Annotated in this window: 14 protein-coding genes; 5 read left to right on the top strand and 9 right to left on the bottom strand. The window is 45.3% G+C overall.

The annotated features are described in order from the left end of the window. Nucleotide 1 precedes the first annotated feature (1 nt). Nucleotides 2-1057: a serine hydrolase domain-containing protein gene (locus DYADSP32_RS01000; RefSeq protein ID WP_149244439.1), complete on the top strand. Its 1056-nt coding sequence runs from the start codon at nucleotides 2-4 to the stop codon at nucleotides 1055-1057. Beyond that, nucleotides 1041-1259: a hypothetical protein gene (locus DYADSP32_RS00995; protein WP_149244440.1), complete on the top strand. Its 219-nt coding sequence runs from the start codon at nucleotides 1041-1043 to the stop codon at nucleotides 1257-1259. Before DYADSP32_RS01000 ends, DYADSP32_RS00995 begins: the two co-directional genes overlap by 17 nt. Nucleotides 1260-1395: 136 nt before the next feature. Here the strand turns inward: DYADSP32_RS00995 and DYADSP32_RS00990 are convergent, their stop codons facing one another. After that, a complete protein-coding gene (locus DYADSP32_RS00990) occupies nucleotides 1396-1785 on the bottom strand; it encodes a hypothetical protein (RefSeq protein WP_149244441.1) in 390 nt (129 codons plus the stop codon). A gap of 304 nt (nucleotides 1786-2089) precedes the next feature. Here DYADSP32_RS00990 and DYADSP32_RS00985 point away from each other — a divergent pair, with 304 nt between their 5' ends. Beyond that, entirely contained in the window at nucleotides 2090-2803 is a 714-nt protein-coding gene (locus DYADSP32_RS00985) for an MBL fold metallo-hydrolase (protein ID WP_149244442.1), read from the top strand. 143 nt (nucleotides 2804-2946) lie between these two features. After that, the gene (gene alaS, locus DYADSP32_RS00980) at nucleotides 2947-5598 is read left to right on the top strand and encodes an alanine--tRNA ligase (RefSeq protein ID WP_149244443.1); all 2652 of its coding nucleotides are present in this window, start codon (nucleotides 2947-2949) and stop codon (nucleotides 5596-5598) included. A 78-nt stretch (nucleotides 5599-5676) separates the two neighbouring features. Here the strand turns inward: alaS and DYADSP32_RS00975 are convergent, their stop codons facing one another. The 8 genes from DYADSP32_RS00975 to DYADSP32_RS00940 form a co-directional block, all read right to left on the bottom strand. After that, a complete protein-coding gene (locus DYADSP32_RS00975; protein ID WP_149244444.1) occupies nucleotides 5677-6075 on the bottom strand; it encodes a type II toxin-antitoxin system VapC family toxin in 399 nt (132 codons plus the stop codon). Next, complete coding sequence (locus DYADSP32_RS00970; protein WP_149244445.1) at nucleotides 6072-6329, bottom strand: prevent-host-death protein; 258 nt, start codon at nucleotides 6327-6329, stop codon at nucleotides 6072-6074. Before DYADSP32_RS00970 ends, DYADSP32_RS00975 begins: the two co-directional genes overlap by 4 nt. 126 nt (nucleotides 6330-6455) lie before the next feature. Further along, the gene (locus DYADSP32_RS00965) at nucleotides 6456-6932 is read right to left on the bottom strand and encodes a CHRD domain-containing protein (protein WP_149244446.1); all 477 of its coding nucleotides are present in this window, start codon (nucleotides 6930-6932) and stop codon (nucleotides 6456-6458) included. A gap of 209 nt (nucleotides 6933-7141) precedes the next feature. Next, nucleotides 7142-8194 carry a hypothetical protein gene (locus DYADSP32_RS00960; protein ID WP_149244447.1) on the bottom strand — a complete coding sequence of 351 codons (1053 nt, stop codon included), beginning with the start codon at nucleotides 8192-8194 and terminating at the stop codon, nucleotides 7142-7144. Between the two features lie 204 nt (nucleotides 8195-8398). Next, entirely contained in the window at nucleotides 8399-10228 is a 1830-nt protein-coding gene (locus DYADSP32_RS00955) for a carboxypeptidase-like regulatory domain-containing protein (protein ID WP_414617404.1), read from the bottom strand. 15 nt (nucleotides 10229-10243) lie between these two features. Next, on the bottom strand, nucleotides 10244-11233 hold the full coding sequence (locus DYADSP32_RS00950) for a FecR family protein (RefSeq protein WP_414617403.1): 990 nt from the start codon (nucleotides 11231-11233) through the stop codon (nucleotides 10244-10246). A gap of 9 nt (nucleotides 11234-11242) precedes the next feature. Next, nucleotides 11243-11824, bottom strand: coding sequence for an RNA polymerase sigma-70 factor (locus DYADSP32_RS00945; RefSeq protein WP_414617402.1), 582 nt, complete (start codon nucleotides 11822-11824; stop codon nucleotides 11243-11245). An 86-nt stretch (nucleotides 11825-11910) separates the two neighbouring features. Next, entirely contained in the window at nucleotides 11911-12273 is a 363-nt protein-coding gene (locus tag DYADSP32_RS00940) for a hypothetical protein (RefSeq protein ID WP_149244448.1), read from the bottom strand. A gap of 341 nt (nucleotides 12274-12614) precedes the next feature. Between DYADSP32_RS00940 and DYADSP32_RS00935 the strand changes: the two genes are divergently transcribed. Beyond that, a complete protein-coding gene (locus DYADSP32_RS00935) occupies nucleotides 12615-13535 on the top strand; it encodes a hydrogen peroxide-inducible genes activator (RefSeq protein ID WP_149244449.1) in 921 nt (306 codons plus the stop codon). Nucleotides 13536-13558: the final 23 nt, after the last annotated feature.

The following is a 13558-nucleotide window of genomic DNA, read 5'->3' as shown; positions in this document are numbered from 1 at the left end:
AATGACAAAAATACTTGTTTCCCTTCTTGCAGCCTGGTTTTCGCTAGGGTGCAGCAAACATAACATAGTGCCGGATGACACGAATTCGCCTTATGATTTTACGACTGTTGACCAATTCATTGACAAGAATCTGGCGAATTACAACAACCAGGTCGTTGTGTTGGTTTCGCAAAACGGAAAGCTCATTTATCACAAATCGGCAGGGCTCGACACCACGACCACGAGGCCGACGGCCTCTGCCTCGAAGTGGCTTTCAGCGGCGGTGGTGATGAGCCTGGTAGATGATAAGAAAATTTCCCTGGACGACACGGTTGGTAAATTTCTGCCCATATTTACCGCCAATCAAAAAGGCAGCATCACCATTCGTCAGCTGTTTTCACACACTGCCGGTTTTGATGGAGATTCTCAGCAAGGTTTTGAATATCAAAGGAATATCACCTTGGCTGAGGCCGTTGATTCTATTGCCCGATATGTTCCGCTTGTTTATGCCCCAGGATCTGCTTTCAGCTACGGAAGCTCGGGAATGCACATTGCCGGACGCATTGCCGAACTGGTTTCAGGTAAATCGTGGCAGGTTTTGTTCAACGAGAAAATAGGACGGCCTTGTGACATCACGGTCAGATATGGCTCTGTATCCAATCCGATCATTGCCGGGGGAGCAAATACTTCCGCGGCGGATTATCTGAAATTTCTGGAAATGATTGTCAGCAAAGGCCTTTCAGGAAAAAAGCGCGTTTTGAGCGAAGAAGCGGTTTCCGTAATGCTTTCCGATCAGACGCGTAACGCAGTGATAAAAGGTACACCTTATCCAACCAACCCCTTTTCGCCGTATCCCGACAACACCATACGATACGGCATAGGCAATTGGCTGGACGTAGTGGATGCTGGCGGAATCGTATTGGAAAGCAGCAGTCCGGGGCTTTTCGGAGCACATCCCTGGCAGGATTTCAAAAATAAGATAGCGGGAATAATATTTACCCAAACCACGCCCCGAAAAAGTACTCAGACCAGTCTTGAAATAAGAAAGCTGATCAGGAATATTGTGGAGACGCATTGAGGTGGCAGGACTGGCTTCGCTGAGGATGCTCACGCTTTGCGACGATTTAAAATCACCGTTGGGGGTTGTCCATTCGGAGATTATTGGAAATATTCCGCAGGGTCAGCGTATGGGATGCAAACCACTTACTAAAGCCGTTGAACCATCCATGGCTGCATATCCGGCTTCGGGCTGGCTTTTCGAGTTGGCTCAGCTACCTTAATCCATGCTGGTTGCTTTTTTATGTTCTTTTTAGTTTCCATCTGAGATCAGATCAGAAAACCTGCAGCAGGAAGCGTCGCTGAGAAAAGGCCGGGCATGCAATATAACGAGGGATGCTACCGGATCGGCGCAACGCATCAGAGATTAAGAAAGATCATGTACATTAAAAAAAAAAGAAATATTCCAGCAACAAGAAGTATAACCACGCCTTTGATGGTGATTTTATTTCCCAATACTTTGATCACCGGTTTATTATGCTGCTCACCATCACTGATGATTTCAAGGGAACTTCGTATTCGATCCCAGATGGAATTAACTTCTTGATTCGAAAGGGTTTCGGGTTTCCAGTCCGAAGCGGTAAGTACGAGTTCACGTGCCTTATCCACGGTATCCCGCATCGCAGGGTATTTGACTATCCAGTTTTCCCAGAATGACTTGATGGAAGGATCATCCGGAAACCGTATCCACCGGATAAAAAGATTTTCCATCGCTAGTTCCTCTGCCGAGTACTCGGAATACGGTTTCATTTACTACACTTTAATACGTTATTCAAAACATGACCGCCGTAGCTTGGACGAAATTAAGGGCTTCCTTTGTAACATTCAAGCCATTTATGCTGGCTGTCGGTATTCTTGTAAGGAAGTAGTGAAAATGGATTTTATACTCAACAATTATGAAAACGTTATATGCTGCGGAAAGTAACATTTTCTCAGTCGCGCCATGTGATATGTACACCAAAATTTCGGTTAATACCTCAGAAGACCTGATTTCATTAGTCTGTTGTCAACCTTAGCACGTATTCATAGTATTTAAACCGCAAATACGACTCCGATGCAAGTTCTCAAAAATCTTTTCCAAGTAGGTGGTGATCTCAATGGCATTACATTTGATCAGCAGGGAGCGCTTTGGAACGATGGTAACAGTTACATTCTCAAAATGCCCGATGGCCTCATCCTGTTCGACTGCGGCTGTGGTGACACCCTTGATCAGATTTTCAGAAATATGGCCTACTGGGGTCTTGATCCTGACCACATTAAATACTGCATACTCACACATGCCCATTATGATCATGCCGGGGCAGGGCATATACTCAAAAAAAGGGGGGTGAAATTTATTTCCATAGCGGAAACGGCCGCCTCCGTGGCAGCCGGTGACGAACGTTGCTGCGGATATCTTTACCATAAAATCTTCACGCCTTTTGAAGTGGATCAAATTGTGACGGACGGCGAAAAAATAAATATCCTGGGCCTGGATATAGAAGTCATTCACGTGCCGGGACATAGTATGGGATGTACGGCTTACGCCTTTCAGTGGGATGGTAAGAGCCTGGTCGTGAGCGGTGATCTGATCGGCACTTTACTGGGGGGAGATTTTGGCTGGGGTGGTTCCATCGATTTCGACAAAAAAATTTATATGGAATCACTACGCAAGTTCGCCAAGGTGGACAGCGATGTAATGCTGCCCGGCCATGGGCTTATATACTTTCACAAACCGCGCCGACGGGTGGAAGAAGCGCTCAACGCCGCATTAATGCAATGGAGATGACCCTTTTATTACCGTTTGTTGTAAAAACCCGGGCTCCAACCTAAAAACAGCACCGCGAATTTTCATTACCTTTGCGCAAAATTTAGTCAGACCCGATTCCTTAAAAACCGGGCCTGAAAACGAAATACCGCAAACAAAAATATATGACTTCGCATCAGATACGACAGGCTTTTCTGGATTTTTTCCGTAGTAAACAACATCTCATTGTTCCTTCGGCTCCGCTTGTCGCCAAAAATGACCCTACCCTGATGTTTAACAACTCAGGCATGGCCCAGTTTAAAGATTTTTTTCTTGGAAACGGCACACCTCCGTCCAAACGTATTGCCGACACCCAGAAATGCCTCCGTGTATCCGGTAAGCACAATGATCTGGAAGATGTGGGTTTTGATACCTATCACCACACCATGTTTGAGATGCTGGGCAACTGGTCGTTTGGTGATTATTTCAAAAAAGAGGCGATCACCTGGGCCTGGGAGCTACTGACGGAGGTGTACAAATTACCCAAAGAACGTCTTTATGTTTCGGTTTTTGAGGGCGATGCAAAAGATGGCGTTCCCTTTGACCAGGAAGCATGGGATCTTTGGAAGCCGATCGTGGGTGAGGACCGGATCATTTTGGGTAATAAAAAAGACAATTTCTGGGAAATGGGCGATACAGGACCATGTGGCCCTTGCTCGGAGATACACATAGATCTGCGTCCGCAGGCCGATGTTGATCTGATTTCCGGTAAATCTCTCGTCAACAATGACCACCCGCAGGTGGTTGAGATCTGGAATCTGGTGTTCATGCAGTTTGAAAGAAAAGCCGACAGCTCGCTGATTCCCCTTCCCGCTACACATGTGGATACGGGAATGGGTTTTGAAAGGCTTTGCATGGCTGTTCAAAACAAGACATCCAATTACGACACGGATGTTTTTCAAAACACAATTCAGGTACTTGAAAAACTGTCGGGCAAAACCTACGGAGCTAATCAGGAGCCCTTTGCAGATATTGCCATGCGGGTGATAGCGGATCATATTCGTGCGGTGTCCTTTGCCATTACCGACGGGCAGCTCCCCTCCAATGTGAAGGCAGGCTATGTAATCCGTCGTATACTTCGCCGGGCAGTGCGTTACGGGTATTCATACCTTGGCCTCCAAGAGCCATTTTTCCATAAACTGGTACCGGTTTTGGCCGAGCAGTTCAAAGATGTATTTGCAGAACTGCGCGCGCAGGAAGAGTTTGTAACGAAGGTCATTCTGGAAGAAGAGAAAAGTTTCCTACGTACTCTGGAGTCAGGCCTTAAACGACTGGACGTGATCACTACTTCCCTGAAAGAAAAAGGAATCAATACCATTGCCGGCGCAGAAGTATTTGAGTTGAGCGATACCTTTGGCTTTCCCGTGGACCTTACTGCACTGATTGCACGAGAAAAAGGCTTGCGAATTGATGAGACCGGCTTTCAGGAGGCTCTGGCCGAACAGAAGAAACGCTCCCGACAAGATGCCGCCAAAGAAGCAACAGACTGGGTGGAATTGCGCGAAGCGGACGGCGTTGAGTTTCTGGGTTATGATTTTACAGAAACACACAGTCATATTGTCAAATACAGAAAAGTAAAAACAAAAACAGGCGAAGAATATCACATTGTGCTCGACCGTACACCATTTTACGCGGAAATGGGTGGGCAGGTAGGTGATACGGGTGCGCTCTACTGGTCGGTTGACGGAGAAACGAAAAAGATCAATATTATAGATACCAAGAAAGAGAATGATTTATTTGTTCATATTTCAGCGGACAAGAATCTGGACGACTCCCTGAAATCGGCTGGCATCGTGGTGGCCCGGATTGACGAAAACAGAAGAAATAAAATAAAGGCAAACCATTCCGCCACGCACCTCATGCTCTCATCCATGCGGGAGGTTTTGGGGTCGCATATCGGACAAAAGGGCTCATTCCTGAACGACGAAGTGCTTCGTTTTGACTTCTCCCACTTTGCTAAAGTAACGTCGGAGGAATTGCGTAAAATAGAAGATCGGGTGAATGAAAAAATACGTGAAAACATTTCGTTAAACGTCCTGAGTAATGTACCCATTCAGGAGGCGATACAGATGGGGGCGACCGCCACTTTTGGCGAGAAATACGGCGATTTCGTACGCGTGGTCATATTTGACCCCGCCTTCTCACTCGAGCTCTGCGGTGGCACACATATTCCGTCAACAGGCGAAATTGGTGTTTTTAAATTCATTTCTGAAGGCTCTGTCTCGGCGGGTGTCCGGCGTGTGGAGGCAGTTACCGGTGAGAAAGCCCTGGAAATCATGCGCCAGCAGGAAGAAACCCTCAACAAGCTGAAAGACCTTTTGAAAAGTCCGACGGATCTGGTGAAGGCGATCGAGACACTGATTGACGAACGTAGTATATTGCAAAAACGTGTAACTGCCCTTGAAAATGAAAAAGTGCAGGTGTTGAAGGCCGATTTGATCAGCAAGGCTGAAAAACATTCCACCTTCAGCTTGATAATTGCAAAAGTGGAAGTACCACATGCCGATGCGCTGAAACAATTGTCCTATGAATTGAAAGATCAGGTAGAAAATCTGATTGCTGTTTTAGGCGCAGACATTGCAGGCAAACCTCAGCTATCGGTTTACATTGCCGATAACATTGTACAAGAAACAGGCTTGAACGCGGGTAAGATCGTGAAAGAGCTGGCCAAGGAAATTCGCGGCGGCGGCGGCGGACAGGCCTTCTTCGCAACTGCGGGCGGCTCGGATGCATCCGGATTGGAGACTGCGCTAGCCAAGGCTAAGGAACTGTTTTAAAAAAATTCATTGTAAAACTAAAAAGAGCTGTCCTCGTCCGAAAGCTCTTTTTAGTTTATAATACCACCTTTGAATAGGTCACCATAATAGTTTTAGTCCATCCGGTTTATACGGAGGCATGTTTCCATCGTTACTGATTAAAGTAAAATTGTTGCTAATAGCCTGCCAAACAAGCATTCGATCAAATGGATCTTTGTGATGCGATGATGTCAATTGGAAATACGAAGCCGCTTCCGTAGCTGTCACTGAGATGATTTTAAAACCATAAGAGGCACATCGCTCGGGAAGCTGTGTGGGAGTGATCGATTTTAGGTTCAATTTTCCGATAGCATGCTTTACAGATATCTCCCAAAAGGTCACTGCGCTTATATTGATCTCTACCTCTGCATCCCTAAGCAAATCCGCCACTGCATCGGACAATTTCTCCTCCTCAAACAAATACCACAGTAACACATGTGTGTCCAGTAGATATTTCATAATGACGAATCGATTATTGAAAACTCTTCCTCCGTTGTTTCACAAAAGTCTTCTGCCATGTAATAGCCAAGATGTTTGAGCGGACCCAAAGGACGCTCAACCCTATCCCTCTTGGCTCTCGAATGCTCTGGTTTAAAATACCCGATGATCTCCTTCTTTTTCCCAAATGTTACGGCAATTTCTTCACCTGCTTTTACCTGTGCAATGACGTCCGAGAACTTAGCCTTAAATTCACCTACCGACATCGTTTTCATATTCTGAGAATAATTAATTTTAACGAATATACAAAGTTCTTGACAAGTTGTCAAGAACACAAAAGAGCGGAACCGTTACAGGCGCCGCTCTTCCAGAAATCAAGTGTGTGTACCGGGTGTCAGGAATTATTCAGCCGTCTTCAATTGACCCCGAATTTCTCCATTTAGATATTTTTTAGAATGAATATTCACATAATACAATCCCGCTTTCAAATCAGCAACCTGCTCAGCTGTAAGCGTATCTACAAATGCCAGTGGAGAGGCAAAGTTTGTACCGAAGTTGATCACAACGGGTCCAGTGGAGTCAACCGCCGCCTTATGAATATGCCATCCTGTTGGAATAAACGCCGTATCCGCGTACGTGGAATCCAGTGAGTCACTATACATTATATTTAACTTCATTATTCTCGTTTCCTGGTCCAACGTGCCATCCACACTTCCACTAACCAGGGAGCCGTTTTTGGGAACTTCATTTTCACCTGAAAGTGCAGTCGTTACTTTTAACTCCGGTAATGGGATGGGTGTTGTTGTTCCTTCTTCATCATCCTTACAACCTACCGCTATTGCTAGCACAAATACGCCCATAAATGCCAATTTCCTCATAACTTTTGTGTTTCGTAAATAATTGGTTTAACAAGGAGGCGTGTCAAAAAACAATACCACCAGTAACAAAAGTGCTCTGGTGGCATGTAATGAAAGAATAGTAAAACGGACCCGTTAATTAACTGTGTATTCCTGCCCCCCTTCTGCCGATTAATTCGCCACTCTGGCGTTTATGATCTGAAAATTTGACTTTTTCGAATCACCGGCATTTATAACATCACCTGGATGCCACCGCTAAATCCAAGAAACAGGCCTTGAAAATCGTCCTGACGAAGCTTGCTCCACAGATATCGGTCCACCAAACCTTTACCACTTTCTTTGGTGTAATTCACATAATTGATCGTGGGTCCGGCAAATACCACAAATCGGTCGGAAATCCGGTACGCAGGCAAAATTCGCAAAGAACTCTTCATGTAAGTCCCCTTTTTGAAGTCAGACAATGTCAGGTTCACGGCTTCCAGATTAACGCGCAGGTTGGATCGAATGGGAATATGAGCACCCATACCCGCCTCAGCAGCATACAGTGACCTGTTAGTCTCTTTTAAGTTGTAACCAATACCTACGATTCCATACAACACCTTGCCACCTGAGCGAAATGACGTCATTCCAGTCATGGTTTCATCAATCGTAACACTGATCGACTTCTCCCCACTCTTGATGAAATTGAATAATCCAATCGGATAGTCGCTGCTGTCGGCTATGTTGATCAGACCAGCGAGCTGGATGCCTCTGACATTTTTAGCGATATTGATGACACCGGCAATCTGTCCGTTGGTGTTCCGGCTTTTATTTATAACCCCAGCCACCTGAAGTCCTTTGGCATTCCCGGCAGTCATGTTACCCACACCGGCAATTTGGACACCGTGAGAAGAGCCGGCGAGGTTCATAACGCCAGCAAGCTGCCATCCGTTCGCATTATTTTTGATGACGTTGGAAACGCCTGCCACTTGCCAGCCTTTTGCATTATTGCCTACAATATTTACTGCCCCGGCTATCAGCGCACCACTTGCATTTTGCTTCACAATATTTGCTGTGCCTGCAATGGCTGCTCCCATTTCATTTTTGGAGATGCCTGCGATGGTATGCAAGGAAAAACGGTTGGTATAATTTGCAGCGCTCAACCCATTGGAACTGATCGGATACACAAGACCAACATGAATCGGACGGATGGAGTCGGATTGCCCAAAAGAAGAAAATGCAATCGCTCCGAAGAATATAGTTGCGAAGAAAATCCGCGATAAAATTTCTGATGACTTTTTCATTTTGCTAGTATTTTTATTTTTTGAATCAAACACATAGCAGACAATCCAAAGTCTTGCAGGCCTACAATCAGTCGGATTGCTCTGTATGCGGAGTACCGACAAGCTGCCTGGGCTTTACCCTAACTTTTAAATAGAGAATTTTTATTTTTTTGAATTTTTCACCAACAGCCATCTCACTTTTTACATTTCACTTCTCACTTACATTCACAGCGTCCGGCCATAATTCCAAGACAAACCCGCCTGCCAGCCGAGCCAGCCAGCCGCCGATTTTCCGATGTTGAAATTGGCATACGTTTTGGGAGGATATTGACGATAACCCGCCATTGAGTCTGTCTGCTTATCCTGAAGAATGGCAACAGACGGTCCTGCGGATAAGGTAACCCTTTTACCTAAACGAAGGTCGAGTAACGACTGTAGACGATAAATTCCTGCCGCATTTTCCCAACTGCCCGTATAAACCGTATTGCTTGTAAGTTCTCCCGCCAAAGTCACACTTTTATTCAGGCGGAAGTCTTTGCCTACGCCCAGGCCAAAAGTGTAGGCCTTGCGTCCCGGCTCCACGGCAGAACCGATGGTTAGAATGCTGTACATCTTCCTATTACCTGTTTTCCAGGCAACATTCAAGGGAACAACTTCATTGGCAAATACAGAAACAGAACCCTTTCCATGTTTGATGATATTGAAAATCCCGATGCTATATCCCGATGAGCTATCCGCTATGTTAATTACGCCGATCTGGATGCCTTTCAGGTGCCGGGCATAATTAATCGTTCCCATCTGAAGTCCCTTTACCTCACCTTTACCTATATTAGCCACACCGGCTATCTGTATGCCAGAGGTACGTTCAGCAACCCAGTTAACCGCACCCGCTATTTGCACGCCTTTAAATCGATACTGATCTACATTGAGTACACCTCCAAGCTGCACGCCTGCGGATACGACTCCGGCCAAATTTACGGCACCCCCTATCTGAATTCCACGGAAGTCTTTTTTTGCTTTGTTGAAGAAACCTGCCAGTTGCACACCTTTTACACTTTCATTAACAATATTTCCAAATCCTGCCGCCTGAACACCCTCCAAGGAGTCGATTACATGGTTATGGAGCCCGGCGATCTGTACCCCGTTTACTTGCCCGGAAACCACGTTGAAAACACCTGCCGCCTGCGCCCACCGCACATCATGCTTGGAAATGTTAAAAATCCCGGCCAATTCAAGTCCATTAACACCGGCAGTGTATCCGCCCAGGAGATTCAGAGAGAACTTGTTTACAACCTGGGCGCTCATGCGTCCGTGTGTTCCCAATCCGGGCGTGAGTGATGCCTGAAATGGTAACGCAACAAAAAATTGACCGATATTCCTGCTTTGAGCTCTGAGACGCGAAGAAACAAAAAGACGGGCCAGCCAGGTACGATCGCCTCCCGAATTGTATACCTGTACCTCATCCAGATCAATGGCCCGGGGAATGAGACCTATGTTTATCGCGCCTTCCTTTTCTGAGTGGACAACAATGAGGGTGTCGGCATATCCTATTTTACTAATATTTAAAGTGTATGGATAGGCATGCTCGCGCAGTCTTAAACGAAAGGAGCCATTGTCTTCGGTCAATACAGAAACCAGCGATAATTTCGAATAAACGCTGGCATAATCAACCGGCTTTCCGGTTTCGTCATCGATCACACTACCGCTAATATAAGAGAACTTCTCCGTAGGGGCTTTTTGTAAAATAATGTAATCTCCTGTCTCCTTGTACAGATAATTTCCAGCCAGCAGTCCATTGAGGACTACCCTAAGCGGCTGATTGATGTATTGGATGGAGACAATGCTGTCGCCGGGAATTGCACTACTGTTGTACGAAAAATAAAATCCGGCCTGCTTACTGATGGTCTGCAAAACAAGCGAGACGGATTGCCTGTTGGCAGTGATGCTTATGGGCTTGTTGAGTAATTTTTGAGCAGGGCAAAATGAAATGCTACCGGCCATCAAAAGGAAGACCAGTAGCATATTTTTTTCGAAAAAATGGGTACTATAATTCATCCCGAAAGTTAAGATCTATTTCAACACAATGGAGTCTCCCGGATAAGTCACCTCAATGTCGAATGTTTGTCCGATCACATGCAGATCGGTAGACAGGGATTTCTGCTCAAAGGTTGTGTTGATTCTTAATTTTTCCAGTTTTTTATTACCAATAACAATGCGGGCCCCATAAATCTCATTCAGTTTTTCTACAAGTTCGGATAAGGGCATGTCGTCGCATACAAATGTTTTGGTTCGATAATATTTATAGAACTCATCTGTACTTTTCTCTTTTACCAGGGCCTTGTCTCCCTCCTGCACCGTCACTCTTTCTTTTGGGCTTACTTTAATTTTCTGGTCATTCTTTGCCACCTGCACCAGCCCTGTTTCCACAATCACCTCCGTTTGCTTTGTGTTGCTTTTCACATTAAACGACGTACCCACAACAGTGACGGTAACGTCATTTACAGAAATCACAAAAGGCTTCGACTTGTCGGGCTGCACGTCAAAAAAAGCCTCTCCTGTCAGTGTTATCTTACGGGTATCCTCATGACCAAATCCCTCCGGGTAAGATATTGAAGACCGACGGTTGAGTGTTACCACGGAGCCATCAGGAAGCGTATCGATCAGGGCCACCATACCCGATTTTAATACAACCAACTCCGTAGAGCTATTTTTCAAAGTGGAAAAATATACAAGCCAGGCCACCCCGGCCAGCACCAGCACCGAGGCCGCGATCCGGATCCATGCGTTCCAGGTATTGGTTTTGAGCTCGATCACAGGTGTTTCCCTGGACGTTCTTGCTTTGAAACGCACCCAGGCATCCTCTTCATTCACCTTACTGTGCGCCGCAAGCTCCCGGCTTTGTGTCCAGATCAGCCTGAAATGTTCATAATATCTGGCGTTTTCTTTCTTATCCTTCACCCAGATATCTACCTGCCGGCGTTCTGCCTCCGTGGCTTCTCCCAGCATACATTTCACCAGAAGATCATCCATTATGTCATTCGCGTCTGTATTCACGATCATTCTGATTGATTAGCTTAAAAAAAATAACAAAAAAGATGCTGGCAAAAAGTCAACCAGCTTCATACGCAACAAGCGTAACGCTTTACCCATTTGATTCTCAACCGTTTTAAGCGGAAGTTCGAGTTTTTCTGCAATTTCCTGATACTTGAGTTCCTCAAACCGGCTCATCTGAAATATCGTCCGGCATCTTTCAGGAAGCTCTCTGAGCGCGACTTCCAGTCGTTGTTCGAGCTCTTTCAATTCCAGATTGTGTGAAGTGTTATTGGTATTCTCCATTTGATTTACTGCATAGGTTTGATAAGCGTCACGTACTTTCAAATGTTTGAGATAATTAAGGCTTTCATGATAAACCGAACGATACAAGTACCCGCTTACCGATTCCCGTATTTCGATTTGGTCACTTTTTTCCCATAGCCGACAGAAAACATTCTGCACCATTTCCTCAGCCATCACATCATCGCGCACGATGTTGCAGGCATAAGCGTGAAGATTTTTAAAGTGTTTTTTAAATACAACCTCAAATTCTTCTTCTCTGTCTTTGTTCAAATAAGGTCCTTCGGTATCCACTGCGTTCATTACAAACCGGTTCATGTAATTGCAAAAGTAAGCGCCTGGCTTCGTTGTTCATCAGGATGACAACAAGTCAGGCGCTTACCCTAATTTTTTCATTCGAAAAATTACTTTTTCTTTTTCGCAGCTTTCACGGTATCCGCTTTGGCAGTTTTGTACCGTTTGTCGGGTGTGCCATCCTTCTTCAGGTTTTTGTTTTCACTGTAACGCTTGTCGGGGGTACCGTCCGCTTTTAACTTTTTGTTTTCAGAGTACCGCTTGTCCGGCGTACCATCGGCTTTTAACTTTTGATTTTCTGAATAACGCTTATCCGGCGTGCCATCTTTTTTGGTTTTAACCCCGCCCGAAGCCGGTTTTGCTTTAACCTCCTTCTTTGCAGAGGGCGTTTGCGCGGGTTGCGCAGTCTGGGCAAATGTGTTTGCCGCAATCAGGAAAAATCCGGCGATCAATAAGGTCTTAAGCTTTTTCATTTCAGATGTTTGAGAAGTGATTAATAAGTTCGGTAATGGATCAAAAATACGATTTCAATCAACAATTATTGCAGGATAAATCCCACGGAAAGCAATTTTAATACCAATTTAACCAAAAAGTGATCCGCTACTGTCCAGTTAGGCCGGAAAATCGACATGCAGCTCTTTGTTTTTCCCCTGTTGGCTCTACCCATATACGCGTTATGAACATTACAGGGATTTTTATCATCACAAAAATTTATAAATCCTATCTTTGCATAAACGCGATTTATAATTATTAACACTACATTTCCCTGGCAAAGTGGCTTTACTTAGCTTATTTTGCAATTTATTTTATTCCAATGAATATCCAACAACTCGAATATATAGTAGCGGTGGACAATCACCGACATTTTGTGCATGCAGCCGAGCATTGTAATGTCACCCAGCCTACCCTTTCGATGATGATACGCAAGCTGGAAGATGAGTTGTCTGTCAAAATTTTTGACCGGACAAAGCAACCGATCGTACCTACTGGTATCGGACGGCAGATTATAGACCAGGCCAAAACGGTGCTCCGGGAGGCGGGCAGGCTGCACGAAATCGCCAAACACTTTAATGGCGATATTTCCGGAGAATTACGCATTGGCATCATTCCCACGATTGCCCCTTATCTGCTGCCCCATTTTGTACAACCATTTATTAAGGCTTATCCGGATATCCGTCTGCATATTTCGGAAATGATAACGGAAAGAATTATCAGTGACCTGAAAGTTGGAAATCTTGATGTGGGAATAGTGGCCTCCATTTCCGAAGATCAGGCACTTCAGGAGATGCCACTTTACAAGGAACGGTTCTATGCCTATGTTTCGAAAGACACCGGACTTTTTAACAAACAATACATTCTACCTACCGACATCGAGCCAAACGAGCTGTGGCTGCTCGAAGAAGGGCATTGCTTTCGGACCCAGATACAGAAACTGTGCGAGTTGAGCCGCAATAGTGAATTTGGAAGCAGTTTTAACTACCGCTCGGGGAGTATCGAAACCTTGATGCGCATGGTAGACCGCAATGGTGGGATCACAATTCTGCCCGAAATGGCAGTGAACGAATTAACTGCCGACCGCAAACAGTTCATTCGCAGCTTCCGCTACCCGGAACCTGCCCGCGAAGTATGCCTGGTCGTGAACCGCGAGCAGGTAAAAACGCGGTTGATTGAAGCATTGAAGACGGGGATTCTGGAATTTATGCCTAAAGAAGTGGAAGTGCAAGAGCCTATTTAATCCGCTTACTATCTAACAAATCC

Source organism: Dyadobacter sp. 32, assembly GCF_902506755.1.
In the GTDB taxonomy this organism is placed as follows: domain Bacteria; phylum Bacteroidota; class Bacteroidia; order Cytophagales; family Spirosomataceae; genus Dyadobacter.
This window is presented reverse-complemented; position numbering and strand designations above follow the sequence as displayed.